The sequence below is a fragment of the Agrobacterium burrii genome, assembly GCF_017313405.1.
In the GTDB taxonomy this organism is placed as follows: domain Bacteria; phylum Pseudomonadota; class Alphaproteobacteria; order Rhizobiales; family Rhizobiaceae; genus Agrobacterium; species Agrobacterium burrii.
The window spans coordinates 233088-258031 of sequence record NZ_JAFLNA010000003.1; the positions used below are offsets into that span (position 1 = coordinate 233088).

26 protein-coding genes are annotated in these 24944 nt (G+C 60.3%); 20 read left to right on the forward strand and 6 right to left on the reverse strand.

Annotation, left to right across the window (positions count from 1 at the left end):
- Positions 1-70 precede the first annotated feature (70 nt).
- Together JZX89_RS07835 and JZX89_RS07840 are read left to right on the forward strand one after the other, a co-directional pair.
- A complete protein-coding gene (locus tag JZX89_RS07835; RefSeq protein WP_149899890.1) occupies positions 71-424 on the forward strand; it encodes a DUF6867 family protein in 354 nt (117 codons plus the stop codon).
- A 117-nt stretch (positions 425-541) separates the two neighbouring features.
- On the forward strand, positions 542-1660 hold the full coding sequence (locus JZX89_RS07840) for a branched-chain amino acid ABC transporter substrate-binding protein (RefSeq protein WP_153516498.1): 1119 nt from the start codon (positions 542-544) through the stop codon (positions 1658-1660).
- 203 nt (positions 1661-1863) lie between these two features.
- Here the strand turns inward: JZX89_RS07840 and JZX89_RS07845 are convergent, their stop codons facing one another.
- The 5 genes from JZX89_RS07845 to JZX89_RS07865 all read right to left on the reverse strand — a co-directional run bounded on the left by JZX89_RS07845 (position 1864) and on the right by JZX89_RS07865 (position 8981).
- The gene (locus tag JZX89_RS07845) at positions 1864-2397 is read right to left on the reverse strand and encodes an AAA family ATPase (RefSeq protein ID WP_207133726.1); all 534 of its coding nucleotides are present in this window, start codon (positions 2395-2397) and stop codon (positions 1864-1866) included.
- A gap of 265 nt (positions 2398-2662) precedes the next feature.
- On the reverse strand, positions 2663-3592 hold the full coding sequence (locus JZX89_RS07850) for a response regulator (protein ID WP_207133727.1): 930 nt from the start codon (positions 3590-3592) through the stop codon (positions 2663-2665).
- Positions 3589-6987: a hybrid sensor histidine kinase/response regulator gene (locus tag JZX89_RS07855; protein WP_207133728.1), complete on the reverse strand. Its 3399-nt coding sequence runs from the start codon at positions 6985-6987 to the stop codon at positions 3589-3591. The genes JZX89_RS07850 and JZX89_RS07855 overlap by 4 nt, the downstream gene beginning before the upstream one ends.
- Positions 6988-7018: 31 nt before the next feature.
- Positions 7019-7789 carry an SDR family oxidoreductase gene (locus JZX89_RS07860; protein WP_207133729.1) on the reverse strand — a complete coding sequence of 257 codons (771 nt, stop codon included), beginning with the start codon at positions 7787-7789 and terminating at the stop codon, positions 7019-7021.
- A gap of 157 nt (positions 7790-7946) precedes the next feature.
- A complete protein-coding gene (locus JZX89_RS07865; RefSeq protein ID WP_153516503.1) occupies positions 7947-8981 on the reverse strand; it encodes a glutamine synthetase beta-grasp domain-containing protein in 1035 nt (344 codons plus the stop codon).
- A 481-nt stretch (positions 8982-9462) separates the two neighbouring features.
- Between JZX89_RS07865 and JZX89_RS07870 the strand changes: the two genes are divergently transcribed.
- From JZX89_RS07870 to urtD, 5 genes are all read left to right on the forward strand, one after another.
- Entirely contained in the window at positions 9463-9669 is a 207-nt protein-coding gene (locus tag JZX89_RS07870) for a DUF2735 domain-containing protein (RefSeq protein ID WP_207133730.1), read from the forward strand.
- Between the two features lie 354 nt (positions 9670-10023).
- The gene (urtA, locus tag JZX89_RS07875; RefSeq protein ID WP_153516504.1) at positions 10024-11313 is read left to right on the forward strand and encodes an urea ABC transporter substrate-binding protein; all 1290 of its coding nucleotides are present in this window, start codon (positions 10024-10026) and stop codon (positions 11311-11313) included.
- A 286-nt stretch (positions 11314-11599) separates the two neighbouring features.
- On the forward strand, positions 11600-13213 hold the full coding sequence (gene urtB / locus JZX89_RS07880) for an urea ABC transporter permease subunit UrtB (protein ID WP_207133731.1): 1614 nt from the start codon (positions 11600-11602) through the stop codon (positions 13211-13213).
- On the forward strand, positions 13210-14382 hold the full coding sequence (urtC, locus tag JZX89_RS07885; protein WP_207133732.1) for an urea ABC transporter permease subunit UrtC: 1173 nt from the start codon (positions 13210-13212) through the stop codon (positions 14380-14382). Before urtB ends, urtC begins: the two co-directional genes overlap by 4 nt.
- A 4-nt stretch (positions 14383-14386) precedes the next feature.
- A complete protein-coding gene (gene urtD, locus JZX89_RS07890; protein WP_207133733.1) occupies positions 14387-15148 on the forward strand; it encodes an urea ABC transporter ATP-binding protein UrtD in 762 nt (253 codons plus the stop codon).
- 149 nt (positions 15149-15297) lie between these two features.
- On the opposite strand, the gene JZX89_RS07895 is transcribed toward urtD, so the two are convergent.
- Complete coding sequence (locus tag JZX89_RS07895) at positions 15298-15582, reverse strand: GIY-YIG nuclease family protein (protein WP_207133734.1); 285 nt, start codon at positions 15580-15582, stop codon at positions 15298-15300.
- A 236-nt stretch (positions 15583-15818) separates the two neighbouring features.
- Between JZX89_RS07895 and urtE the strand changes: the two genes are divergently transcribed.
- The 13 genes from urtE (at position 15819) to ureE (ending at position 24942) form a co-directional block, all read left to right on the forward strand.
- The gene (gene urtE, locus JZX89_RS07900; protein WP_207133735.1) at positions 15819-16514 is read left to right on the forward strand and encodes an urea ABC transporter ATP-binding subunit UrtE; all 696 of its coding nucleotides are present in this window, start codon (positions 15819-15821) and stop codon (positions 16512-16514) included.
- 254 nt (positions 16515-16768) lie between these two features.
- A complete protein-coding gene (locus tag JZX89_RS07905; RefSeq protein ID WP_207133736.1) occupies positions 16769-18022 on the forward strand; it encodes a CE1 family esterase in 1254 nt (417 codons plus the stop codon).
- Entirely contained in the window at positions 17929-18780 is an 852-nt protein-coding gene (locus JZX89_RS07910; protein WP_207133737.1) for an urease accessory protein UreD, read from the forward strand. The genes JZX89_RS07905 and JZX89_RS07910 overlap by 94 nt, the downstream gene beginning before the upstream one ends.
- Before the next feature lie 110 nt (positions 18781-18890).
- A complete protein-coding gene (locus JZX89_RS07915) occupies positions 18891-19193 on the forward strand; it encodes an urease subunit gamma (RefSeq protein ID WP_006315002.1) in 303 nt (100 codons plus the stop codon).
- Positions 19194-19203: 10 nt separating this feature from the next.
- Positions 19204-19461, forward strand: coding sequence for a DUF1272 domain-containing protein (locus JZX89_RS07920; RefSeq protein ID WP_153516511.1), 258 nt, complete (start codon positions 19204-19206; stop codon positions 19459-19461).
- 20 nt (positions 19462-19481) lie between these two features.
- Positions 19482-19787 (forward strand): urease subunit beta, encoded by a 306-nt coding sequence (locus JZX89_RS07925; protein WP_153516512.1) that lies wholly within the window; start codon positions 19482-19484, stop codon positions 19785-19787.
- A gap of 1 nt (position 19788) precedes the next feature.
- Positions 19789-20145 carry a GFA family protein gene (locus JZX89_RS07930; RefSeq protein WP_149899908.1) on the forward strand — a complete coding sequence of 119 codons (357 nt, stop codon included), beginning with the start codon at positions 19789-19791 and terminating at the stop codon, positions 20143-20145.
- A gap of 3 nt (positions 20146-20148) precedes the next feature.
- The gene (locus tag JZX89_RS07935; protein WP_207133849.1) at positions 20149-20571 is read left to right on the forward strand and encodes a lysozyme inhibitor LprI family protein; all 423 of its coding nucleotides are present in this window, start codon (positions 20149-20151) and stop codon (positions 20569-20571) included.
- A gap of 5 nt (positions 20572-20576) precedes the next feature.
- Positions 20577-21221, forward strand: coding sequence for a Urease operon accessory protein (locus JZX89_RS07940; protein WP_207133738.1), 645 nt, complete (start codon positions 20577-20579; stop codon positions 21219-21221).
- 4 nt (positions 21222-21225) lie between these two features.
- The gene (gene ureC, locus JZX89_RS07945) at positions 21226-22935 is read left to right on the forward strand and encodes an urease subunit alpha (protein ID WP_207133739.1); all 1710 of its coding nucleotides are present in this window, start codon (positions 21226-21228) and stop codon (positions 22933-22935) included.
- A 45-nt stretch (positions 22936-22980) separates the two neighbouring features.
- Positions 22981-23613 carry a TIGR02117 family protein gene (locus JZX89_RS07950; protein ID WP_207133850.1) on the forward strand — a complete coding sequence of 211 codons (633 nt, stop codon included), beginning with the start codon at positions 22981-22983 and terminating at the stop codon, positions 23611-23613.
- A 163-nt stretch (positions 23614-23776) separates the two neighbouring features.
- On the forward strand, positions 23777-24313 hold the full coding sequence (locus JZX89_RS07955) for a peroxiredoxin (protein WP_153516515.1): 537 nt from the start codon (positions 23777-23779) through the stop codon (positions 24311-24313).
- A 146-nt stretch (positions 24314-24459) separates the two neighbouring features.
- A complete protein-coding gene (gene ureE, locus JZX89_RS07960) occupies positions 24460-24942 on the forward strand; it encodes an urease accessory protein UreE (protein WP_207133740.1) in 483 nt (160 codons plus the stop codon).
- The last annotated feature ends 2 nt before the right edge of the window (positions 24943-24944 follow it).

Here is a 24944-nt window from a genome sequence, read left to right on the forward strand (position 1 = left end):
CCGGCAAAACGGCGGGACGACAGACAAGGCAGGGCGCGGGCGTTTTCGCCCGGCACTGATGGGGAAAGAGATGCAGGGCCTTTTTTTCGAAACCGATAACGGCGTGCGTTATGTTCTGCGCGCACTGGTTGTTCTCTTGGGTTTCTGGACGGCGTGGCGCACGGGCAGATCCGTCGCCGATGGCTGGGGCGACTATACGCGTGTGGTGATCTACACGCTGGCATTGGGGCTCGTGATGCGCTTCCTGCATTACGCACTCTTCAACGGGCCGTTCATCAACGGCTTCTACTACGTGTTTGACGTCGCTCTTCTTCTGGTCTTTTCCAGCATCGGTTTCCGCATGCGCCGGGCGAGCCAGATGGTCAATAACTACTATTGGCTTTACGACCGGACGTCGGCATTTTCCTACAAGAAGAAAGATTGACAGGCGGATTTTTCCGGCTGCACAATGCTCGTCAGAGTGGAACGGTTTCTGTTCGGTTAAGGTGGGTACCGAACAGGTCCTTGCAATCAACCCATCCAAGGAACTGGGAGTAAAGTAATGAAGAAGTCTCTTCTTTCCGCTGTCGCGCTGACCGCCATGGTCGCCTTCGGCGGTTCGGCCTGGGCCGATGTCGTGATCGCTGTCGGCGCACCGCTGACCGGCCCGAACGCTGCTTTTGGCGCTCAGATCCAGAAGGGTGCCGAACAGGCTGCAAAAGACATCAATGCCGCCGGCGGCATCAATGGCGAGCAGATCAAGATCGTGCTGGGCGACGACGTATCCGACCCGAAGCAGGGTATTTCGGTTGCCAATAAATTCGTTGCCGACGGCGTGAAATTCGTCATCGGTCACTTCAACTCCGGCGTTTCCATTCCGGCTTCCGAAGTTTATGCCGAAAACGGCATTCTCGAAGTGACGCCGGCTGCAACCAACCCGGTCTTTACCGAGCGCGGCCTGTGGAACACCTTCCGCACCTGCGGTCGTGACGACCAGCAGGGTGGCATTGCCGGCAAGTATCTGGCCGACCACTTCAAGGACGCCAAGATCGCCGTCATTCACGACAAGACGCCCTATGGTCAGGGCCTTGCCGATGAAACCAAGAAGGCAGCCAATGCCGCCGGCGTGACGGAAGTCATGTATGAAGGCGTTAATGTCGGCGACAAGGACTTCTCGGCGCTGATTTCCAAGATGAAGGAAGCCGGTGTTACGGTCATCTATTGGGGCGGCCTGCACACCGAAGCCGGTCTGATCATCCGCCAGGCGGCCGATCAGGGCCTGAAGGCGAAGCTGATTTCGGGTGACGGCATCGTCTCCAACGAACTGGCTTCCATCGCCGGCGACGCCGTCGAAGGCACGCTCAACACCTTCGGCCCCGATCCGACACTGCGCCCGGAAAACAAGGAGCTGGTTGAGAAGTTCAAGGCCGCCGGCTTCAACCCGGAAGCCTATACGCTCTACTCCTACGCAGCCCTGCAGTCGATCGCAGGCGCGGCAAAGGCCGCCGGCTCCATTGAGCCGGAAAAGGTTGCCGAAGCTCTGAAGAAGGGCACCTTCCCGACGGCGCTCGGCGACATCTCCTTCGACGAGAAGGGCGACCCGAAGCTTCCCGGCTACGTCATGTACGAGTGGAAGAAGGGTCCGGACGGCAAGTTCACCTACATCCAGCAGGGCAGCTAAGCCCTTCTGCGATACACGATCGAAGCCCGGCAGCGATGCCGGGCTTTTTTGTTTTCGATGTAAAGCCTCCCGACCTCAGTCATGTCGGCATCAAGCCAGCCCAAGTCCTTGGGCGGTGAGGCCTCCCTCCACCAAGCAGACGCATGCCGGCTGGATACCGGCCCAAGGCCGGCGTGATGGAGGTGAAGATACTATGTCATCTTTCAGATGGCTTGCGCCAACCGCTCCTGCACCACCTCGGCGCGCTCCGATACCGGCACCTTCGGCACTATCACCGTTTCATAATCCAGCCGGGCATAGTCCGTGAGCAGGCGCTCGTATTCCTCAATGGCCGAATCGAAATCATGTTTGCGCTCGCCATCGCCCCGGTAGATTTCCGGCCAAGGCGGGGTGAGGAAAACCAGCCTGTTGTAGCGGTGCGCACGGCGTAACGTATCGATGAAGGCATCGCCGCTGACATGCCGCAGCGCGGAGGCGGCGTCGATCAGGCCACGATCGAAGAAGACGAGGCCTTCCGGCGGCGCCTTTTGCCGGTCTTCGAGTGCAACGGCGATGGCGCGGCGGGCGAAGGCTTCAATGTCGATCCAGGGCAGGGCGGTGCCGTTGTTACGGGTTTCTTCGATGACGATACGGCGGCCTGGTTCCTCGACGGTGGCGAAACCGCGCCTTGCAAGTTCGGCAAGCAGGGTGGATTTGCCGCCGCCGGAGCAGCCGGAAAGGATGATGAAGCGATCCATGGGGGGATTCCTGTTTCGGGGGTATGTGGCTCTGTGGTGATTTTTGGGGGATATGGGGGCCGCGTATTTCTTCTCCCCGCCGGGGAGAAGGTGGCCCGAAGGGTCGGATGAGGGGGCAACGCCGGAGATAAACTGAGAGCTTGCCCCCTCATCCCGCTGCCGCGACCTTCTCCCCGGCGGGGAGAAGAAACAAGCGGCGCGCGCTCGCCCGGAAGCGGCTACTCGGGGGATGTCAGTAGGAGCCTAACGCATCACGCACCGAAATTCACCCCTGATGCAGAACATGCGCCGCCTTGACCGCAGCAGAGGCGCGGTTTTCGACGCCGAGCTTCACATAGATCTGTTCCAGATGCTTGTTCACGGTTCTGGCGGAAAGGCCGAGGATTTCGCCGATGTCGCGGTTGGATTTGCCCTTGGCGATCCATAGCAGCACTTCGGATTCCCGCGTCGTCAGGGCGAAGTGCTCCTTGAGCAGATGGTCGTCGGATTTCTCGTTGGCGGCAGTCAGGCGGAAGAGATATTCGTCCGGTCCCATGGCGCCGAGGAAGGAGAGTTGCAAAGCGGGCCGCCCGGCTTCGGTGATCGTCAGCGGTGTATCGCGGGCGGAATCCACCGTCGCCCTGTCCTTCAGCCAGCCGGAAATATGGGTAACGACGATCTCCAGCCCGTCATCGCGGCCAGTGGCGGCATTGACGAGCCTTGTCGCCTGCGGGGTTGACCAGTGGATGGCGCCATTGGCGCGAACGGCGAGCAGGTGGCGGCCGGCGGCATCCAGCGCGACGCGGGCGCTCTGGGCCGAGCGGGCATTGGAGAGATGCACGCGGATGCGGGCGCGCAACTCGTCGATATTGATCGGCTTGGTCAGATAATCAACGCCGCCGGACTCCAGCGCCCGCACCACATGTTCGGTTTCCGTCAGCCCGGTCATGAAAATGACGGGGACCTGCGCCACCGCCGCATTGGCTTTCAGGCGGCGACAGGTCTCGAAACCGTCCATGGATGGCATGACGGCGTCGAGCAGGATGATATCGGGTGTGATGCGTTCGGCAATGTTCAGCGCGGCCTGTCCCGAGGTGGCGATGAGGGCGGAAAAGCCTGACTGTTCCAGCGCATCGGTCAGGAACCCCAGCGCTTCCGGGCTGTCATCCACCAGCAGGACGATGTCTCTTGGAGCCGCTGTCGCCTGACCGCTCATGCCGTGCCGTCTCCCCTGTTGTTGTCGTCAGAAAATCGCTTGAGAAAATCGGCGTAACCGGTGAGATCAAAGGCCTGCACATAGGCGCCAAGTTCCTGCGTGAAGGGCAGGTTTTCCGTGTTGCGGGCAAGATCGGCGAGTTTCGCCTCGATGCCGCGTATGTAGCCGATTTCGCCGAGCCGCTGCAAATCCTTGATATGGATTGCGCCGGGGTGGATGATCTGCGGTGCTGGCTGCGGGACAGGTGCCGGGGGCAGGTCGGCCTCGTAAATCCATTTGAGCCCGAGATGCACGGCGAGCCTGTCGCAAAGGTGGCGGATATCGACCGGCTTGGCGATGGCGTCGTTGTGATTGTCCTCTCCCGCGCCCGCAACTGTCCCGTCGCCGATATTGGCTGAGAGCATGATGAGCGGGGCGGTCTGGCCGGCTTCGCGCAGCTTCGTCACGAGCTGCCAGCCGGACATGCCGGGCATGGAAATATCGATGAGGAAGAGGTCGGGCTTCACACCTTCGATCAGGGTCAGGCATTCGGGGCCGCTCTGGGCGGTCAGCACCACGAAATCGAGTGGCGAAAGCACCTGCCGCATCAACTCGCGGTGATCCTCATTATCGTCCACCACCACGATGGTGCGGCGCGGGCCGGAATAGGAGCGGATGGTTTTTTCCGGCGCGGGTGCCGTGCTTGGCCGGTGGACGGCTGATAGCATGAGGCGGACGCGGAAGGTGGAACCCTCGTCCTTTTCGCTGGAGACGGAAATCTCGCCGCCGAGCGTATTGGTCAGAAGCCTTGTTATGGTGAGGCCGAGGCCGAGGCCCGGCATGGGCCGCACGCTTTCGGCCTCTCCGCGCTGGAAGGGCTCGTAGATGCGGGCGAGGTCCTTTTCGGCAATGCCACGGCCGGTATCGGACACCGTGAAGCTTGCCACCTGGCTGCGATAGGCGACATCGAAGGTGACGGCTCCCTCATCGGTAAACTTGATGGCATTGGAGAGCAGGTTGACGAGGATCTGGCGCAACCTTTTTTCATCGGTGCGGACATATTGCGGCAAAGCGGAGGAGCGCTCATGGCGGAATTCCAGCCCCTTGGCCTGCGCCTGCGGGCGGAACATATCAACGATCTGGTCGAGGAAATCCTTGATATTGATCTCGTTGGAATAGACCTGCAGGCGGCCCGCCTCGATCTTGGAGATATCCAGCAGCCCGTCGATCAGGCCCGAGAGATGATCGGCGGAGCGGCGGATGACCCGGATGGCCGATTGCCGGGGTGGGGGAATGGTGTCGTCACGTTCGAGGATCTGGGCGTAACCCAGAACGGCATTGAGGGGCGTGCGCAATTCGTGGCTGAGGCCGACGACATAGCGGCTCTTGGCGCGATTGGCGGCTTCTGCGGTTTCCTTGGCATCCTGAAGGGCGGCGTCGGTTTTCTTGTGGGCGGCGATTTCTTTGAGCAGCAACGTGTTCTGGCGCGAGGATTCCTCTTCCGCCACCACCCGGCTGTCATGGGCGAGAACGAGGAACCAGCAGACGATGCCGGCGATGACGGCAAAGACGAAAAACACGATGAGGATGGTGCGGTTGACCACATCAGCCGTTGTCGGCGATGCGGTGCCGACCTGATGGGCGATGAGCGCCAATATGCCGCCAATGGCGGTGACGGCAATGGCCGCCGCCATGCCGTAACGCCCCAGCCGGGTGGCGAGTTTTGCCACCAGCTGCCGTGGCAGGAAAGTCTTTGCGACGGTGGCGACCTGATAGTTGAGCTTGGCCTTCGGCTTGCACATGTCATGGCAGCGGCTGTCCAGCGAACAGCAGAGCGAACAGATCGGCGCGGCATAGGCCGGGCACCACGCCATGTCCTCCGGCTCGAACGGGTGTTCGCAGATCGAGCAGGTGATGCTGCTTTCTTCACGCCATTGCTGGCGCGGCTTGCGGGCGAGGTAGAACTTGCCCCTGGTGGCGAAGGCGAGGGCGGGGGAGGCGATGAAGGCGACGATGAGCGTCAGATAGGGGGCCAGCGAGGCGGCCAGCGGACCGAAAGTGCCGAAATGCGCCATCAGCGCAATGGTGGCCGAAAGCGCCATGGAACCGACGCCGACCGGATTGATATCGTAAAGATGGGCGCGCTTGAATTCGATGCCCGGCGGGGCAAGGCCGAGCGGCTTGTTGATGAAAAGATCGGCGGAAATGGTGCAGAGCCACGCCATGGCGATGATGGAGAAGATGCCGAGCGTTTCTTCCAGCAGGCGGTAGATGCCGAGTTCCATCAACAGCAGCGCAATCGCCACATTGAACACCAGCCAGACAACGCGGCCGGGATGGCTGTGGGTGAGGCGGGAGAAGAAGTTGGACCAGGCGAGTGAGCCGGCATAGGCGTTCATGACGTTGATTTTCAGCTGCGACACGACCACGAAGGCAACCATCAGCAGCATCGCCGCCGTCTGGTTGGGGATCATGTAACCGAAGGCGGTGAGATACATCTGCGCCGGATCGGCGGCGCGGTCTACCGAGACGCCGGAACTGAAGGTGAGCACCACGAGAAAGGAGCCGGCGAGCAACTTCGGCACGCCGACGACGACCCAGCCGGCCCCGGCCAGAAACACCGCGATGCGGTGGCGAAACCGGCTCTGGCCTTCGGCTGGCAGGAAGCGCAGGAAATCCACCTGTTCGCCGATCTGCGACATCAGCGCCAGAATGACGGCGGAGGCCGCGCCAAATTCCACCAGATTGAAATCCGCGACTGTGCCCGGCGGGCCGGAGGCATGGTGAATACCGGCAAAGGCCCGCCAGAGATCGTATTTCTCCCAGTCCATCAAGGCGATGAAGATGAAGGGCAAAACGTTCAGCACGATCCAGAAGGGCTGGGTGATGATCTGGAAACGGCTGATGAGCCGCACGCCATGGGTGACGAGCGGAATGACCATGACGGCGGAGATGATGTAGCCGATCCAGAGCGGAATGCCGAGCGCCAGTTCCAGCGCGCCGGACATGATCGACGCCTCGATGGCAAAGAGCATGAAGGTGAAGGCGGCATAGATCAGCGAAGTGATGGTGGAGCCGATGTAACCGAAGCTCGCGCCGCGCGTCAGAAGATCGATATCGACGCCATGGCGGATGGCATAACGGCTGATCGGCAGGCCGACGGCAAGCATGGCGATGGCGGCGACGATGATGGCATAGAAGGCGTTGGTGGTGCCGTAGGACAGCGTGATCGCGCCGCCGATGGCTTCCAGCGCCAGAAAAGAAATCGCGCCGATGGCGGTGTGGGAAATGCGGTTTGAGGAAAATTGCCGGGCGCTTTTGGCGGTGAAGCGCAGCGCATAATCTTCCAGCGTCTGGTTGGCGACCCAGCGGTTATATTCGCGCCTGACGGGGATGATGCGTTGCCGTGCGGCCATGCCTATCGCGCACCTTTCCGCAACGGGCCTCTCACAGCCGCACCGACATGCCGCCATCCACCGTCAGCACATGGCCGTTGACGAAGGAGGCCGCATCGCTGGCCAAAAACAAAGCCGCACCGGAGATTTCATCCGGCCGGCCCCAGCGCTCCAGCGGCACGCGCAGCTTGGCGAAGGCGACCATGTCAGGGTTTTCGGCAAGGGCGGCATTGGTTTCTGTTGCAAACATGCCGGGCGCAATGGCGTTGCTGGTGATGCCGCGCGCGCCATATTCCACGGCAATCGCCCGCATCAGCCCGGTCAGCCCCTGTTTGGCGACGGGATAGATCGCATCCCCCGGCCGGACGATATGGCCGAGAATGGAGGTGATGGTGATGATGCGGCCGTAACCATTGGTGTTCATGGCCTCGGCCGCGTCGCGCGACAGCGAAATGGAGGAGGTGAGGTCGGTGCGGATCAGCTCCAGCACGTCCTCGTCATTAAATTCAGCAAGCGGGCGGCGGTCGCGCGCGCCGACATTGTTGACGAGAATATCGAGATGGCCGAATTCGTCCATGATACGGCGGACAAGAGCGCTGCCGGCTTTGGTATCGGCGATGTCGAAAGCGGCGTAGTCGGCTTTTCCGCCGACCTGGCGAAGCGTGTCGACCGCCTGTTGCAGCGTCTCGGGGTTGCGGCCGGTCAGCCACACATGCGCACCTGCCTCAGCAAAGGCGCTGGCGATTTCGAAACCGAGACCACGGCCGCTGCCGGTAATGACGGCGATGCGGTTTTCGAGAGAGAATTTCTGGAGAATGCCCATCGCTCACCTTCTTGCTTGACGTGCTGCAACTTCTTGGAGTTTGCGAAGGAAGAATATGCCGCGCGGGGCAGGGGGCGAAAGGTCGCCTGTCCGGCCTGTCCGTTCGCTGGACACAAAAATGGCGTCGCCCGGTTGGGCGACGCCATGTCTTGGATTATCAGGCAGCAGCCGACTTTGCGAGCGGCACTTCTGCAATCGTCTGCAGAACGACGGAAGCGATCTGGTAAGGGCAGCCCTGCGAGTTCGGACGACGGTCTTCGAGGTAACCACGGTAGCCGTTGTTGACGAAGGAGTGCGGAACGCGGATCGAGGCACCACGGTCTGCCACGCCGTAGGAGAACTTGTTCCACGGCGCGGTTTCGTGCTTGCCGGTCAGGCGCAGATGGTTGTCCGGACCGTAAACGTCGATGTGTTCCTGCCAGTTCTTGGCAAAAGCGGCCATGAGGGCTTCGAAATATTCCTTGCCGCCAACTTCGCGCATGAACTTGGTGGAGAAGTTGCAATGCATGCCGGAACCGTTCCAGTCGGTATCGCCGAGCGGCTTGCAATGGAATTCCACGTCGATGCCGTACTGTTCGCACAGACGCAGCAGCAGGTAACGGGCGATCCAGATCTGGTCGGCGGCGCGCTTGGAGCCCTTGCCGAATACCTGGAATTCCCACTGGCCCTTGGCCACTTCGGCATTGATGCCTTCGTGGTTGATGCCGGCTTCGAGGCAGAGATCTAGGTGCTCTTCAACGATTTCGCGGGCAACCGAACCGACGTTCTTGAAGCCGACGCCAGTGTAATACGGACCCTGCGGAGCCGGGTAGCCCTGCTCAGGGAAGCCGAGCGGGCGGCCGTCCTGATAGAAGAAATATTCCTGTTCGAAACCGAACCATGCATCCTCGTCCTCGACGATGGTGGCGCGGCTGTTCGAGGCATGCGGGGTAACGCCATCGGGCATCATGACTTCGCACATGACGAGCGCGCCGTTGGTGCGGGCCGGGTCGGGGTAGATCGCGACGGGCTTCAGCACGCAATCCGACGAATGGCCTTCAGCCTGCTGGGTGGACGAACCATCAAAACCCCAAAGCGGCAGCTGCTCGAGCGTGGGGAATTCGTCGAATTCCTTGACCTGTGTCTTGCCGCGCAGGTTTGCGACCGGCTTGTATCCGTCCAGCCAGATGTACTCGAGTTTGAACTTAGTCATTACGAACCTCTCATAGGTAACAATGCGAAGCCTTGAGGCTTGCCGTGGCGTTTGCCACCGGAAGCACATTCGCGTTCAAGGGCTGACCCCTTAGATGCATGCCGCGTGCCAGATTGGCGATATCCGACGATTTATTCGAAAAATCTTTCAGCGGCTCTTTCTCAAGCCCATCGCATTACCGCTCCCTTCTCCGCTTGTTGCGCCGCAGCAGGCAAATTCGTCCCTCAAGTTTCATCATTGAATCCTTATAGATAGCCGGCTCCTTGCCCTCAAATGCCCTGCTGCGGTGCAGTGATTTCGATTGCGCGCGATGGATCGGCATTTGCCCCAAAAACCGGCGCTTTCGGAATGGTTTTTCTTGCTGATTGGCCGTTTAATGCCTATATTTTTCGCAACGTGATTTTTTTTTAATCAAACGGAGCGAATCCGGTCTTTGTGGGTTTGCTTCCTGAACAAAGTGCTTCGATGCAACCAAAGTGAGATGATCGAAATGGCAACTGGCTTTCATCGCGAGACGGCAACGATCTATCAATTCCCGGTCGGCGGGCGCGCGGGCCTTTCCAAGTTCCACAATAGCGAGCTTAGCGAGCTTGAGCGTCAGGCACGGGAGCCGCATGTGGATTTTGGCTCCTGGTATCATGATGATGCGATCCGGGATGAAGAGCGGGACGGCAAGCCGCATTCTTGATGGCCGCATTCCTGATCTGAGACGTCGCCGCGCATTTCTTCTCCCCGCCGGGGAGAGGTGGCCCGAAGGGTCGGATGAGGGGCAACGCCAGCGATTGACCGCACCCGTGCCCCCTCATCCCGCTGCCGCGGACTTCTCCCCGGCGGGGAGAAGAAACAAGCGGAAGCCGCTCGTTCATATGTGAACGTTCTTCTGGTTTAATCCCAAACACCCCTCCCTGCAGCTTTCGCCACCCAGCCTACGTCAATTGACGTATACGGTTTGGCATCAGTGAGACCGATAGTCCCCTCCAGCAGCGGTCAACGATGCCGCTGAGGCCCCGACAGGGGCTAAACAAGGAGAGGGGTTCTTCCGATGATATTCCGCAAGACGCTTAGCGCTGCGCTGCTCGGCGCGATCATGTCCACCACCGCCTTCCACGGCGCTTTCGCCGCTGACGATACGATCAAGGTCGGCGTGCTGCATTCGCTTTCCGGCACCATGGCGATTTCAGAAACGACGCTGAAGGACGCCATGCTAATGCTCATCGACGAGCAGAACAAGAAGGGCGGCGTGCTCGGCAAGAAACTCGAAGCCGTCGTGGTCGATCCGGCTTCCGACTGGCCGCTGTTTGCCGAAAAGGCCCGCCAGCTGATTTCGCAGGACAAGGTCGCCGCCGTTTTCGGCTGCTGGACGTCGTCGTCGCGCAAATCCGTGCTGCCGGTGTTTGAAGAACTGAATTCGCTGCTTTTCTACCCCGTGCAATATGAGGGTGAAGAATCCTCCCGCAACATCTTCTATACGGGTGCCGCTCCCAACCAGCAGGCCATTCCGGCTGTCGATTATCTCGCCAGCACCGAAGGTGTTGAGCGCTGGGTTCTGGCCGGTACGGACTATGTCTATCCGCAGACCACAAACAAGATCCTGAAGGCCTACCTGATGTCGAAGGGCGTCAAGGAAGAGGACATCATGATCAACTACACGCCGTTCGGTCATTCCGACTGGCAGACGATCGTGTCCGACATCAAGAAATTCGGCTCGGCCGGCAAGAAGACCGCCGTAGTTTCCACCATCAATGGTGACGCCAACGTGCCGTTCTACAAGGAACTGGCGAACCAGGGCATCAAGGCGGAAGACATTCCTGTCGTCGCCTTCTCGGTGGGTGAAGAAGAGCTTGCCGGTCTCGATACTGCACCGCTGGTCGGCCACCTTGCCGCCTGGAACTACTTCCAGTCCGTTGATGCTCCTGTTAATGCCGAGTTCATCAAGACCTGGCATGCGTTTACCAAGAACGACAAGCGCGTGACCAACGACCCGATGGAAGCCGCCTATATCGGCTTCAACGCCTGGGTAAAGGCCGTCGAATCCGCCGGCACCACCGATACGGATAAGGTGCTGGACTCGATCATCGGCGTTTCCGTGCCGAACCTCTCGGGCGGCTATTCGACTGTGATGCCGAACCACCACATCACCAAGCCGGTGCTGATCGGCGAAATCCAGGCCGATGGTCAGTTTGAGATCGTGCAGCAGACCCCACAGGTGGTGGGTGATGAGTGGTCGGATTATCTGCCGGACTCCAAGGATCTGATTTCGGATTGGAGGAAGCCGATGTCTTGCGGGAACTTCAATGTGGCCACGGGTAAGTGCGGTGGTAAGGGTAGCTGATTAGCGGGGTTGGGTGCCGCTCCCTTTGGTGGGGGCGGTGCTTCGATGGTTGGAAACTGAACAAGCGTGCCCCCCTCTGCCCTGCCGGGCATCTCCCCCACAGGTGGGGAGATCGGCAAGTGGCGATGTCTCGCATTTCTCTTCGGTCGAGATAGAGCGATGCGAGTGCCCCTTGCCGATCTCCCTCCTTGTGGGGGAGATGCCCGGCAGGGCAGAGGGGGGTAAGCCGCATACGCAAATCGCGCCACACTAACCGCCCTGTCGTAAACCGCTCCAAGGAACTCACATGACCATCCGATCTTTTCTCGGAGCTGTTTTCTTCTGGCTCACCATGGGGATCGCATCCCACTCCATCGCGCAAAGCGATCCGAAGGCGCTGATCGATGCGCTCGGCACGGCTGATTTCAAGCAGGCCGAAGTGTTGATCGGGCAGATCGCCGCCACCGGCGACGCTCGCGTGGTTCCGGCGCTGGAGGCTTTCGCTGCGGGCGATCTCTACGTGCGCAAATCCGACAATCTCGTTTTCATGACCAAGCCCGCCGGCTCCAGCTTCACGCTTGTCGATCCGCTGACCGGCGAAAGCGCCGGCGAAGCACCGAAGGCTGCCGTTTCCAAGATCAGGGTCAACAACACTCTGCGCCGCGCCATCCGCGCTGCCCTTGGCGGGCTGACGCTGCTCAGCCCGGAAAAATCCGTGCGGCTTGCGGCGGCAGACGCCGTGTTGAAGGCCCCCAGCGCTGAAAATCTCGAATTGCTGGAAACGGCCATATCAAAGGAAACTGACAACGAGGTGCGGACCCGGATGGAGGAGGCGCGGGCTGTCTCGCTGCTCTCCTCCGACCGCCCCCTCGAGGTAAAGAAAGAAGCGATCGCCACCATCAAGAAGCTTGGCGGGCGCGATGCGATCAGTATCCTGATGGCGGCGACGCCATCGGTCGATCCGAGCCTGAAGCCCGATGTCGATGAAGCGATTTCCAGCATCGAAAGCGCGCTCGCCTTCTGGGATTACGTGCAGAATATCTGGTATGGCCTGTCGCTCGGTTCCGTGCTGCTGCTTGCCGCCATCGGCCTTGCCATCACTTTCGGCGTCATGGGCATCATCAATATGGCGCATGGCGAAATGGTGATGATCGGGGCTTACTCCACCTTCATGGTGCAGGAGGTTATCCGTTCGCATTTCCCCGGCCTGTTCGACTGGTCGCTGGCCATCGCGCTGCCCGCCGCCTTTCTGGTGACGGCTTTTGTCGGTCTCGTGATGGAGCGCGGCGTCATCCGCTATCTCTACGGGCGGCCGCTGGAAACGCTGCTGGCCACCTGGGGCATATCGCTCCTTTTGCAACAGGGCGTGCGCTCCATCTTCGGCCCGACCAACCGGGAAGTCGGCAGCCCCGGCTGGATGTCCGGCTCCTTCAGCGTCGGTTATCTCAATTTCACCTGGAACCGGGTGTGGATCGTCTGTTTCTCGCTGTCGGTGTTTTTCGCGCTGCTGGTGCTTCTGAAGCGCTCCGCCTTCGGTTTGCAGATGCGCGCCGTGACCCAGAACCGCCGCATGGCGTCTTCCATGGGCATCCGCACGCCGTGGGTGGATGCCTTCACCTTCGCGCTCGGCTCCGGCGTTGCCGGCCTTGCCGGGGTGGCGCTGTCGCAGATCGACAATGTCTCGCCCAATCTTGGTCAGAGCTACATCATCGACAGTTTCATGGTGGTGGTGTTCGGCGGTGTCGGCAATCTCTGGGGAACGCTGGTGGGCGCGCTGTCGCTCGGTGTGCTCAACAAGTTTCTGGAGCCGACGGTGGGCGCCGTGCTCGGCAAGATCCTCGTGCTCATCCTCATCATCCTGTTCATCCAGAAGCGGCCGCGCGGTCTCTTCGCACTTAAGGGAAGGGCGATCGAAGCATGATTACCGGCTTCCTCCTGCGCGCGCTCGATCGCCGCATTTCCATTGCCATCGGCATCATTCTCGCCATTGCCGTGCTGGTGCCCGCCTCCAACCTCCTGTTGCCTCAAGACAGCGCGTTGCACATCCCGACCTATATCATGTCGATGCTGGGCAAATATCTGGCCTATGCGCTGTTGGCGCTCGCGCTCGATCTCGTCTGGGGTTATTGCGGCATTCTCTCGCTCGGCCATGCCGCCTTCTTTGCTCTCGGCGGTTATGCCATGGGCATGTATCTGATGCGGCAGATCGGCACGCGCGGGGTCTATGGCCATCCGGTGCTGCCTGATTTCATGGTGTTCCTCAACTGGAAGGAACTGCCGTGGTTCTGGCAGGGTTTTGACATGTTCTGGTTTGCGGCGCTGATGGTGATTGTTGTGCCGGGGCTGCTGGCCTTCGTGTTCGGCTGGTTCGCCTTCCGCTCGCGCGTCAACGGTGTTTATCTCTCCATCATCACCCAAGCCATGACCTATGCCTTGCTGCTCGCCTTCTTCCGCAACGACATGGGCTTCGGCGGCAATAATGGGCTGACCGATTTCAAGGATATCCTCGGCTTTTCCGTGCAGGCGGATGGCACGCGGGCCGTGCTTTTTGCCATGACGGCCGTCATGCTGGCGTTGTCGCTGCTGATTGCGTCGGGCATCGTCAATTCCAAATTCGGCAAGGTGCTGGTGGGCGTGCGTGACGCGGAAAGCCGGGTGCGGTTCCTCGGTTTCAGGGTGGAAAACATCAAGCTCTTCACCTTCGTCGTCTCGGCCATGATGGCGGGCATTGCCGGCGCGCTGTTCGTGCCGCAGGTGGGAATTATCAATCCCGGCGAATTTTCGCCCGCCAATTCCATCGAGGTGGTGGTGTGGACGGCTGTCGGCGGGCGCGGCACGCTGATCGGGCCGATCATCGGCGCTATTCTCGTCAATGGCGGCAAGAGCTATTTCACCGGGGCATTTCCAGAATTCTGGCTGTTTGCGCTGGGTGGTCTGTTCATCGCGGTGACGCTGTTCTTCCCCAAGGGCATCGTCGGCACGGTGCAGCATTATCTGGCCGGACGACGCGAAAAGCGGGTTGCGCGGGCGGCAAGCGCCGGTGAGCATCCGGGCAATGACAGCGCGGTGGCGCAACAGGCGGCGGAGTAAGCCCATGAACACGGTTTCCGAAAACAGAACCAAAAGCCTGCTTTATCTCGACGGTGTTTCCGTCTCCTTCGACGGTTTCAGAGCGCTCAATTCCCTCTCCTTCGTGGTGGAGCCGGGTGAACTGCGCGCCATCATCGGCCCGAATGGCGCGGGCAAGACGACGATGATGGATATCATCACCGGCAAGACGAGGCCGGATACGGGCACGGTGTTGTTCGAAGACAGCATCGATCTCACGAAAAAGGACGAGGCGGATATCGCCCAGCTCGGCATCGGCCGGAAATTCCAGAAGCCGACGGTGTTTGAAAGCCACACCGTCTGGGACAATCTGGAACTGGCGCTGAACCGCAAACGCGGCGTCTTCGCCACGCTATTCTACCGGCTGACCGGAGAGGACAAGGCGCGCATCGAGGAAATCCTCGCCACCGTGCGCCTCAGCCACCGCCGTGGCGATCTCGCCGCCAACCTGTCGCACGGCCAAAAACAGTGGCTGGAGATCGGCATGTTGCTGGCGCAGGAGCCGAAGCTGCTCTTGGTGGACGAGCCGGTGGCGGGCATGACGGATGCGGAAACGGCCGAAACCGCGGTGCTGTTGAAGGAAATCGCCAAGACCCGTTCGGTGGTGGTGGTGGAACACGACATGGGCTTCATCCGCGAGTTGGGCGTGAAGGTGACGTGTCTTGCCGAAGGTTCGGTGCTGGCTGAAGGGTCGATCGATTTCGTGTCCAGCGATCCGAAGGTGATCGAGAATTATCTGGGTCGGTGATGGAGGGGGGTGTCACAAGGACATTTGGGCGTTTGCCGCTGTGGATCCTCAGGTCAAGCCCGAGGATGACGGCAGGGGGTATGTTGTCAGCAGTGCCCCATTCTCCGCCGTCATCCTCGGGCTTGACCCGAGGATCCACCCCCAAGCACTCAGCCAAACTCCTCATAAAGATCACGCCATTCCGGATTAAAATCTTCAATCAGCTTGATTTTCCAGTCGCGATACCAGCGCTTCAACGATTTCTCCCGCTGGATGGCCGTGCCGATGCTCATATGCTCCTCATACCAGACGAGGCGCGTACATCCATAACGACTGGTAAAACCTTCCGTCAGGCCCTCGCGGTGTTCGTAGATTCGCTGCTCGAAGTTGGACGTGACGCCGATATAGAGCGTTCCGTGTCTGCCGCTCGTGACGATATAAACGAAGCCGGTCATGGTGGGCTCCTGGAGGTGGATCCTCGGGTCAAGCCCGAGGATGACGGGTGGGGTGTGGTTACGTCTGGAGCTTATACCTGCAATGTTGCACGAACATTTTTGCACCCTGACGTCCCACAGCCAGCGCGAAATCTCGATGTGGTGGCGTCGTTTTCCGTCCCGCGCCTAGCCACGTCATCCTCGGGCTTGACCCGAAGATCCACAATCCGCTCCCCGATGAAGCTACAGGTGGCACCATGCTAACAGTCGAAAACATCAATCTCCACTACGGCGCAGCCCAAGCGCTCCGCGGCGTTTCGCTCAATGCGGAGATGGGCAAGATCACCTGCGTTCTTGGCCGCAACGGCGTCGGCAAAAGCTCGCTTTTGCGCGCCGTCACCGGTCAGCACGCCATCAGTGCCGGCTCGATCAGCTTTGGCGGTTCGCCGCTGGATGGGCTGGCGCCGTATCACCGGGCCAAGCGCGGCGTCGGTTATGTGCCACAGGGGCGGGAGATCTTTCCGCTGCTCAGCGTGCAGGAAAACCTTGAAAGCGGTTATGCGCCGCTGCCGCGCAAGGAGCGTTTCATTCCTGACGATATTTTCAGCCTGTTTCCGGTGCTGCAAACCATGCTGGGTAGGCGCGGCGGTGATCTCTCCGGCGGCCAGCAGCAGCAGCTTGCCATTGGCCGGGCGCTGGTGACGCGGCCGAAAATCCTCGTGCTCGATGAGCCGACCGAGGGCATTCAGCCGTCGATCATCAAGGATATCGGCCGGGCGATCAAATATCTGCGCGATTCCACCGGCATGGCGATCCTGCTGGTCGAGCAATATCTGGATTTCTGCCGTGAGCTTGCCGATTACGTCTACATCATGGACCGCGGCGAGATCGTGCATGAGGGGCTGGCCGAAACGCTGGATACACCGGAAGCGCGGCGTCATTTGACAGTATAAATCGAGACTAAAAATGCCGCGCGCCGATCACGGCGTGCGAACGGCCGATTAATATTTTGAAAGCCTATGCGCCTGAGCATGGCTTTTATGCGCAATTTTAGTATTTCGTTGAATAAAAGCCTGTGATATTGGCAGCGCAAATGCTGCATGCGAGACACAGGAAAAGTCTATTCGCACGCCGCGACAGTTGATCCCTTACATTCCATGCACCTCCGACGTATCGTCGGAGACATAGTGCCAATAAAGGCGTGTCAATGCATCAAGACTTTGCCCTTGGCCGGGCCGCCCGGCTGTTCCGCTCCGCCCGCACCCTGATTCTGGGCTTTGTGATATGTGCGAGCGCCAGTGTCGCAGCGTCGGCATCGACCTGCGGTCAACTTCCCGGACCCGGCATGGAGCCAGGTCGGCATGATTTTTCCATTCTCTCTAACGGTCAGAAACGCGACGGCGTCTATTTCGTTCCCTCCGCCTATGACGGAAAAAAGCCGCTGCCGGTGGTCTTCGATTTCCATGGCTCCAACAGCAATCCGCACGGTCAGCTGAACCGCAGCGGCTGGGACAAGCTCGCCGAACGTGATGGTCTGATGGTGGTGGCGCTGGCCGGCAGTCTGAACGGCGAATTGCCCGGCACCCATGCCTGGAACGTGCCGGGCGTTACCACGCGTCCCGGCGGGCTGGATGAGGTCGGTTTCATTCGCAATGCGATTGACATGGTCAAGGGTAAATTCTGTGTGGATGAAGAGCGCTTTTACGGTTCCGGTTATTCCGGTGGCGGGCGCATGCTGTCGCAATTCATCTGCACCGGAGCCAAGGATTTTAACGCTGCCGGCTTTGTCGCATCGCTGCGCGCCGGTTATCCGCTGGAGACCGAAGGCAAATGGGGACCGGATGCGGCAAGCTGCCAGCCGGCGCGGCCGATGTCGATCATCGCTTTTGCGGGCCTGAAGGACCCTGCCAATCCCTATCAGGGCGGCGGCAAGTCCTATTGGCAATATGGCGGCGAGACGGCGCTGAAGCGCTGGGCCGAAATGGATGGCTGCAAGGGCGGCGCGAAAAGCAAGCCGGGCGAGAGCTTTACCGTTAATTCCTATGACGTCTGCAAGGGCGGTGCGCGCATTCAGTCCTATGTCATCGAAAACTGGGACCATGCCTGGCCGCGCGCCACCATGAAGGCGGAAGTGCTGGCCGCGAGCGCCGTGGTTACCCGCAAGCCCGGTGGCGAGCAGACGCCGAAGGCCGAACCGGCCGTGGAGCGCAAGATGCCCACAGGCGAAGTGATGCGCACGGTTGATGCGGCCGAAAGAATGTGGGATTTCTTCCGCAATACGGAAGGGCAGCTGGTGGTGGACGCCGTCGTCAAGAAGGATTGTGGCGCCAAGGCCTCGTCCGCTTCCGCAAGTACATCGGAGACCGCGTGCAGCAGCAACAGCAAGCCATCGGCCCTTCCGGTTGTGAAGACGCTGAACCTGTCCGGCAGCAGCGCGCCCGTGGCAGAGGACGCATTGTAACCAAGGCCGTCGAAGGGCGCAGCCGGCTGGACCAGCTGTTTCAGGAAGGCTGCGCCAAAATCCGCCTGCCGGATACGTTTTCGAATGAGATGGAAGCCATTCTCATCAACTCCTCCGGCGGGCTGACCGGCGGAGACGAAATAGAATGGCAGGCCACGGCCGCTGCAGGCACCTCGCTGGTGGTAACAACGCAGGCCTGCGAGAAGGTCTATAAGGCATCATCAGGCACAGCCACCGTTACCGCCCGCGTTTCGGCCGGGCCGGGCGCCAGATTGCACTGGCTGCCGCAGGAAACCATTCTGTTCGACCGGGCGTCGCTGACCCGCAGGCTGGAAGCCGATCTCGACGCCTCCTCCGAATTCATCGCCGTCGAAGCCGTGCTGCTCGGGCGTCAAGCCATGGGCGAGGCGATGACGCATGGCCTGTTCCGCGACCGCTGGCGCATTCGTCATGGCGGCAGGCTGGTGCATGCCGAAGAGCTGCTGCTTGCGGGCGAGGTGGCGGAGCTGACCGCGAAGACGGCGGTTCTGGCCGGGCAGGTGGCCTTTGCGACGCTGCTTTATATCGGGCCTCTCTCCGAGGCGCTTCTGCCTAAAATCCGGGCTATTGCCGGTGAAAGCGGCGGTGCCAGCGAATGGCAGGGCAAGCTTGTCGTGCGTGTCTCTGCGGCAGACGGTTTCTCCCTCAGAAAATTGCTTTTTCCGATCATTTCGCTCTTGCGAAACGGCGCGCCAGTGCCGAAAGTCTGGAATCTGTAACCTCCGGATCGCCCGCGACAGGCGACCTCCGGGGTCTGTCAAACAAGTCGGACCTGTTCCCCGAAACCCTCAGTGGTTTGCGGTGCAGGTGCGCAAGCTGCGGGACGACGATGAACCTTAGCCCAAGAGAAAAAGATAAGCTGCTGATTTCCATGGCCGCCATGGTGGCGCGCCGCCGGCTGGAGCGCGGCGTGAAGCTCAACTATCCCGAAGCGATTGCGCTGATTAGCGATTTCGTCGTCGAGGGCGCCCGTGACGGCCGCGCCGTTGCCGACCTGATGGAAGCCGGTGCGCATGTGATTTCACGCGATCAGGTGATGGAAGGCATTGCCGAAATGATCCATGATGTGCAGGTGGAAGCGACGTTTCCTGACGGCACCAAGCTGGTGACCGTTCACGAACCGATCCGGTGAGGGGGAAGGCATGGCGCTGGAACTGAGGCCCAATTGCGAATGCTGCGACCGTGATCTTGCACCCGACAGCCGGGATGCGATGATCTGCTCGTTCGAATGCACCTTCTGCGTTGATTGTGTGACGGATGTGCTTCAAGGCGCCTGCCCGAATTGCGGCGGTGAGCTGGTTCGCAGGCCGGTCCGCCCGACGGCAAAGCTCGTCAACAATCCGGCGTCAACGAAGCGCGTGCTGAAGGCCGAAGGCTGCGCGGCCGCGACCGCCGCCTGAGACAGACAAGGGAGAGCACCATGAAGCCAGGCGAAATCATTACCGCAGAGGGCACCATCGAACTCAATGCCGGCCAGCCGACGGTGACGATCGAAGTGGCCAATTCGGGCGACCGGCCGGTGCAAGTGGGCAGTCACTACCATTTTTTCGAGACCAATGCCGGGCTTATTTTCGAGCGCGACAAGGCGCGCGGCATGCGTCTCGATATTCCGGCAGGCACGGCGGTGCGTTTCGAACCCGGCCAGAAGCGTGAAGTAACGCTGGTGCCGCTTTCCGGCAAGCGTGAGGTTTACGGTTTTCGTCAACAGGTCATGGGGAGGTTATAAGATGGCCAGTGCGCATTATCATGGAAGCTGCCAGTGCGGCGACGTCAGCTTCGAGGTCGATGCCGATCTCGATCATACCATTGTCTGCAATTGTTCGCGCTGCAAGCGTCTGGGTTCCACGCTGGCCTTTGCGCCGCGTGAGAAATTCACGTTGCTTTCCGGCGAGGACAAGCTGAGCGAATATCTCTTCAACAAACATAAAATCCATCATCTTTTCTGCTCCACCTGCGGCATTGAAAGCTTTGCTTATGCCGATGGGCCGGATGGAACGCCGATGGTGGCGGTGAACGCCAATTGTCTTGATGGCGTTGATCCTCGGGCGCTGAAGCCGCAGGCTTTTGACGGCGCGGCGGCCTGAATGATGATTGAGAGACGGAAAAATCTTTTCTTGGCGGCTGTGCTGCTTACCGTCACCGCCGGCTTTTCGATGCCGGCTGCCGCGCAGAACGAACCGGATTGCAAGGCACCGGAAACGCAGGCGGACATGACCATCTGCGCCGGCAAGGACTATGAAAAGGCCGACAAGCAGCTGAACGCCGAATATCAGAAGCTGCGCAAGCTGCTCACCGAGCGTGACAAGACGGCGGATGCAAGCGGCAAGGGTGCGACTGACGCTCTGGTGACTGCGCAGCGCGCCTGGGTGGCGTTTCGGGATGCCAATTGCGCGCTCTCCGGCTTTCAGGCGCGCGGCGGCTCGATGGAACCGATGCTGATCTCTTCCTGCCTTGCCGATCTGAGCGGCAAGCGCGCCGAAGAACTGCGCCAGCTTGCCGAGGGTTTCTGAACGGCATGGGGCGGCGCATCACGATTGTCGGAAACGGGGAACTGCCGCCGGGTGCGGCTGATTTCATCGACCGTTCCGACATCGTCATCCGCTTTAATGATTGCCGGTCTCTGGGGCCTGGCGGCACACGCACCGATGTGGTGGCCGTCTGTAACACCGGGCGGCCGGGTCGCGAGATGACTGAAGGCGCCGACTGGCGCGAGAGCGACGGGGTGCGGCATGCTGCTGCCATCTGGTCGGTGCGCGATGCCGCAAAGTTTGCCGAAATGGAGCCGGATATTCGCCGGCGCTGGCCGGAACTGACCGACTTCTGCGCCGATTATACCGCTGGCTTTGCCGCCATCGCACGAGAAACCGGCAAGAGCCACATCGTTATTCCGGGCGGCCTGCACGAAAGGCTGGATGTGGCGCTCGAAGCCTATACGCCCGCGCCCTATGTCTGCCCCAGCACCGGCCTTTTCGCCATCGCCCATGTTCTTGAGAGTGTGAGCGGCGATGGTGATGAGGTGGCGATTGCCGGTTTCGGCCATCAGGGCTGGAGCGGTCACCCATTTGCCGCCGAACAACAGCTGGTCGAAGCCCTTGCGGGCAAGGGCCGGCTCAAACGAATTTCTCGCACATCGATTTTCTCCGCATCCCAAGGAGCCTGAGCCCATGCCTTACAAGATTTCCCGCGCCGCCTATGCCGGCATGTTCGGCCCGACCGTTGGTGACAAGGTACGTCTTGCCGATACCGAACTCTTCATCGAGATCGAGAAGGACCACACGACCTATGGCGAGGAAGTGAAATTTGGCGGCGGCAAGGTCATTCGCGACGGCATGGGCCAGAGCCAGGCAACACGGGCTGAGGGTGCTGTCGATACGGTCATCACCAATGTGGTGATCGTCGACCATAGCGGCATCTACAAGGCGGATGTGGGCCTGAAGAACGGTCGCATCCACGCCATCGGCAAGGCCGGCAACCCGGATACGCAGCCGGGCGTGACGATCATCGTCGGTCCCTCTACGGAAGCGATCGCCGGCGAAGGCAGGATCCTGACCGCCGGCGGTATGGATGCGCATATCCATTACATCTGCCCGCAGCAGATCGAGGAAGCGCTGATGAGCGGCATCACCTGCATGCTGGGTGGCGGCTCCGGCCCCGCGCATGGCACGCTCGCCACCACCTGCACCGGCGCATGGCATATCGAGCGGATGATCGAAAGCTTCGATGCTTTTCCGATGAATCTGGCGCTGGCCGGCAAGGGCAATGCCTCGCTGCCCGCACCGCTGGAAGAGATGATCCTTGCCGGCGCATCGTCGCTGAAGCTGCATGAGGACTGGGGCACGACGCCCGCCGCCATCGACAATTGCCTGACGGTGGCCGACGAATACGACGTGCAGGTGATGATCCACACCGATACGCTGAACGAGAGCGGCTTCGTGGAAGACACGGTCGCCGCCATCAGGGGCCGCACCATCCATGCCTTCCACACCGAAGGTGCGGGCGGCGGGCATGCGCCTGATATCATCAAGGTCTGCGGCAATCCCAACGTCATTCCGTCCTCCACCAACCCGACGCGGCCTTATACCGTCAACACGCTGGCCGAACATCTTGACATGCTGATGGTGTGCCACCATTTGTCGCCGTCCATTCCGGAAGACATCGCCTTTGCCGAAAGCCGCATCCGCAAGGAAACCATTGCGGCGGAGGATATTCTCCATGATATCGGCGCGTTTTCGATCATCTCGTCGGACAGCCAGGCCATGGGCCGTGTCGGCGAAGTGGCGATCCGCACCTGGCAGACCGCCGACAAGATGAAGCGTCAGCGCGGCCGCCTGAAAGAAGAGACCGGCGAAAACGACAATTTCCGTGTGCGCCGCTACATCGCCAAATATACCATCAACCCGGCCATCGCCCAGGGTGTCAGCCATGAGATCGGCTCCATCGAAGTCGGCAAGCGCGCCGATCTTGTCTTGTGGAACCCGGCCTTTTTCGGCGTGAAGCCGGAGATGGTGCTGCTCGGCGGTTCGATTGCCGCTGCACCCATGGGCGATCCCAATGCCTCCATTCCCACCCCGCAGCCGATGCACTACCGGCCGATGTTTGCGGCTTACGGCAAGCTGCGCACCAATTCCTCGGTTACTTTCGTATCACAGGCGTCGCTGGATGCTGGCCTTGCCCAGCGCCTCGGCGTCGCCAAGAAGCTTTTGGCGGTGAAGAACGTGCGCGGCGGCATTTCCAAGGCGTCGATGATCCACAATTCACTCACCCCGCATATCGAGGTTGATCCCGAGACCTATGAAGTGCGGGCGGATGGCGAATTGCTGACCTGCGAACCCGCCACCGTGTTGCCGATGGCGCAGCGTTATTTCCTGTTTTAACGGGGCGGGGCGTTGAGAACTGTCCTCAGATGGATCGGCGGTGGTATGCTGCTGATCGTGCTGCTTCTTGTGTTCGGCACTGTGGTGCCGCGCCCCTTTTTCGCCGATGATGCAAGCGGCGTGAGGGATCGCGAAATCCTGCTATTGTCCAACCCGATCCATACGGACATTGCCCTGCCGGTGGATGACGATCTGCGGCGGGTGTTTTCCGAGTTGCAGGAAGGCGGTATTGCCGTCAACCATCCCGCAGCTGCCACTCTGGTGTTCGGCTGGGGTGGCCGGTCGTTTTACATACAGACACCTACATGGGCAGATCTGAAACCGATGCCGGTGCTGCGCTCGTTTACGCTGGATCAATCGGTGATGCATGTCGATGTGACGGGGGATTTTCCCGCCGATCTGGCCGGAGTGAAACGGCTTCGTATTTCTGAAGCCGGTTATCAGCGCCTTCTCGCGGGTATCAGGGCAAGTTTCCTCAGAAACGGTGGCAAGGTTCAGCTCGTCCCCGGTGCCGCCTATGGTCTGACGGACGCGTTTTTCGAGGCGAATGGCTGGTTTAATGCGCTGGCCGGTTGCAACACGTGGTCGGCCGCCATGTTGCGCGAGGCCGGTATTCGAACCGGCTGGTGGACGCCCTTGCCGTCGCTGTTGCGCTGGTCGGTCGATCTCCACAATTGATCCCTCGCCGATGCCGCATTTCGTACATTCGATGACTTAAATCCGATTTTTATGCTGCACCGCAGCGCATCTTGCGGTATGGAAGCGGCAAAAGAATTCCGCGCGGATTGATCCCAAGCGATCCGCGTAAAACATCAGATTGAGACAGATCAGGAGAAAAGACATGCTCGGCAAAAAAGTGCCCGCCGTAACTTTCCGCACGCGCGTTCGTGACGAGGCCGTTGGCGGCCCCAATCCGTTCCGCTGGCAGGACATGACCTCCGACGATTATTTCAAGGGCAAGAAGGTCGTCCTGTTTTCGCTGCCCGGCGCCTTCACGCCGACCTGCTCGACCTTCCAGCTGCCCGATTTTGAAAAGCTGGCGGGTGAATTCCGAGCGCTCGGCGTCGATGAAATCTATTGCCTGTCGGTCAACGATGCCTTCGTCATGAATGCCTGGGCAAAGGGCCAGAACCTCGAAAACGTCAAGGTCATTCCGGATGGTTCGGGCGAGTTTACCCGCAAGATGGGCATGCTGGTCGCCAAGGACAATCTCGGTTTCGGCATGCGCTCCTGGCGTTACGCCGCCGTCATCAATGACGGTCTTGTCGAGCAGTGGTTCGAGGAAGAGGGCTATCAGGACAATTGCGAATCCGACCCTTACGGCGTTTCCTCGCCGCAGAACATTCTGGAAAACCTGAAAAGCCGCGCTGCGGCCTGATTGGTTTGTTATTTTGTGAAGGCCCGGCAGCGATGCCGGGCTTTTCCTTTTTCCGAGGCACGCGTGCCCCGAAATCGCTTCTTGAAATCCCTCCGCCTATCCGTCAAAAATCGAAACCCCAAGACAGTTTTCGAACGGATCATCCCATGCTGCGCGTTACCTCTTACCATCCCGCCGGAACCCCTGGCGACGAGCCTTCCGGTTATGTCACGCTGGCGCATGACCAGCGGCATCTGCGCCGCAAGCTGCTGCATCTGCAAAATGATGAGATGGTGATGCTCGATCTGAAGGAAGCCGTGCTGTTTGCCCATGGCGATCTTCTCGTGGTGGAAAACGGTGATCTTATCGAGGTTCGGGCCGCAGCTGAGAAGCTGTTTGAAATCACGCCGAAGGATCGGCTTCACCTGATCGAGCTTGCCTGGCATCTGGGCAACCGGCATCTTGCCGCGCAGATCGAGGAGGAGCGTATCCTCATCCTGCGCGACCACGTCATCCGCGCCATGCTCGAAGGTCTCGGTGCCACGGTGCGTGAGGTGGAAGAGCCTTTCCAGCCGGCTCGTGGCGCCTATCACGCCCATGGCGGTCATTCCCATGGGCATGACCATGGCCACCATCACGATCACGGCTGATC

Bases quoted from the DNA above. Each gene is read 5' to 3' on its own strand.
- JZX89_RS07835 (WP_149899890.1), top strand. From the start codon at position 71: ATGCAGGGCCTTTTTTTCGAAACCGATAACGGCGTGCGTTATGTTCTG.
- JZX89_RS07840 (WP_153516498.1), top strand. From the start codon at position 542: ATGAAGAAGTCTCTTCTTTCCGCTGTCGCGCTGACCGCCATGGTCGCC.
- JZX89_RS07845 (WP_207133726.1), bottom strand. From the start codon at position 2,397: ATGGATCGCTTCATCATCCTTTCCGGCTGCTCCGGCGGCGGCAAATCC.
- JZX89_RS07850 (WP_207133727.1), bottom strand. From the start codon at position 3,592: ATGAGCGGTCAGGCGACAGCGGCTCCAAGAGACATCGTCCTGCTGGTG.
- JZX89_RS07855 (WP_207133728.1), bottom strand. From the start codon at position 6,987: ATGGCCGCACGGCAACGCATCATCCCCGTCAGGCGCGAATATAACCGC.
- JZX89_RS07860 (WP_207133729.1), bottom strand. From the start codon at position 7,789: ATGGGCATTCTCCAGAAATTCTCTCTCGAAAACCGCATCGCCGTCATT.
- JZX89_RS07865 (WP_153516503.1), bottom strand. From the start codon at position 8,981: ATGACTAAGTTCAAACTCGAGTACATCTGGCTGGACGGATACAAGCCG.
- JZX89_RS07870 (WP_207133730.1), top strand. From the start codon at position 9,463: ATGATCGAAATGGCAACTGGCTTTCATCGCGAGACGGCAACGATCTAT.
- urtA (WP_153516504.1), top strand. From the start codon at position 10,024: ATGATATTCCGCAAGACGCTTAGCGCTGCGCTGCTCGGCGCGATCATG.
- urtB (WP_207133731.1), top strand. From the start codon at position 11,600: ATGACCATCCGATCTTTTCTCGGAGCTGTTTTCTTCTGGCTCACCATG.
- urtC (WP_207133732.1), top strand. From the start codon at position 13,210: ATGATTACCGGCTTCCTCCTGCGCGCGCTCGATCGCCGCATTTCCATT.
- urtD (WP_207133733.1), top strand. From the start codon at position 14,387: ATGAACACGGTTTCCGAAAACAGAACCAAAAGCCTGCTTTATCTCGAC.
- JZX89_RS07895 (WP_207133734.1), bottom strand. From the start codon at position 15,582: ATGACCGGCTTCGTTTATATCGTCACGAGCGGCAGACACGGAACGCTC.
- urtE (WP_207133735.1), top strand. From the start codon at position 15,819: ATGCTAACAGTCGAAAACATCAATCTCCACTACGGCGCAGCCCAAGCG.
- JZX89_RS07905 (WP_207133736.1), top strand. From the start codon at position 16,769: ATGCATCAAGACTTTGCCCTTGGCCGGGCCGCCCGGCTGTTCCGCTCC.
- JZX89_RS07915 (WP_006315002.1), top strand. From the start codon at position 18,891: ATGAACCTTAGCCCAAGAGAAAAAGATAAGCTGCTGATTTCCATGGCC.
- JZX89_RS07920 (WP_153516511.1), top strand. From the start codon at position 19,204: ATGGCGCTGGAACTGAGGCCCAATTGCGAATGCTGCGACCGTGATCTT.
- JZX89_RS07925 (WP_153516512.1), top strand. From the start codon at position 19,482: ATGAAGCCAGGCGAAATCATTACCGCAGAGGGCACCATCGAACTCAAT.
- JZX89_RS07930 (WP_149899908.1), top strand. From the start codon at position 19,789: ATGGCCAGTGCGCATTATCATGGAAGCTGCCAGTGCGGCGACGTCAGC.
- JZX89_RS07935 (WP_207133849.1), top strand. From the start codon at position 20,149: ATGATTGAGAGACGGAAAAATCTTTTCTTGGCGGCTGTGCTGCTTACC.
- JZX89_RS07940 (WP_207133738.1), top strand. From the start codon at position 20,577: ATGGGGCGGCGCATCACGATTGTCGGAAACGGGGAACTGCCGCCGGGT.
- ureC (WP_207133739.1), top strand. From the start codon at position 21,226: ATGCCTTACAAGATTTCCCGCGCCGCCTATGCCGGCATGTTCGGCCCG.
- JZX89_RS07950 (WP_207133850.1), top strand. From the start codon at position 22,981: ATGCTGCTGATCGTGCTGCTTCTTGTGTTCGGCACTGTGGTGCCGCGC.
- JZX89_RS07955 (WP_153516515.1), top strand. From the start codon at position 23,777: ATGCTCGGCAAAAAAGTGCCCGCCGTAACTTTCCGCACGCGCGTTCGT.
- ureE (WP_207133740.1), top strand. From the start codon at position 24,460: ATGCTGCGCGTTACCTCTTACCATCCCGCCGGAACCCCTGGCGACGAG.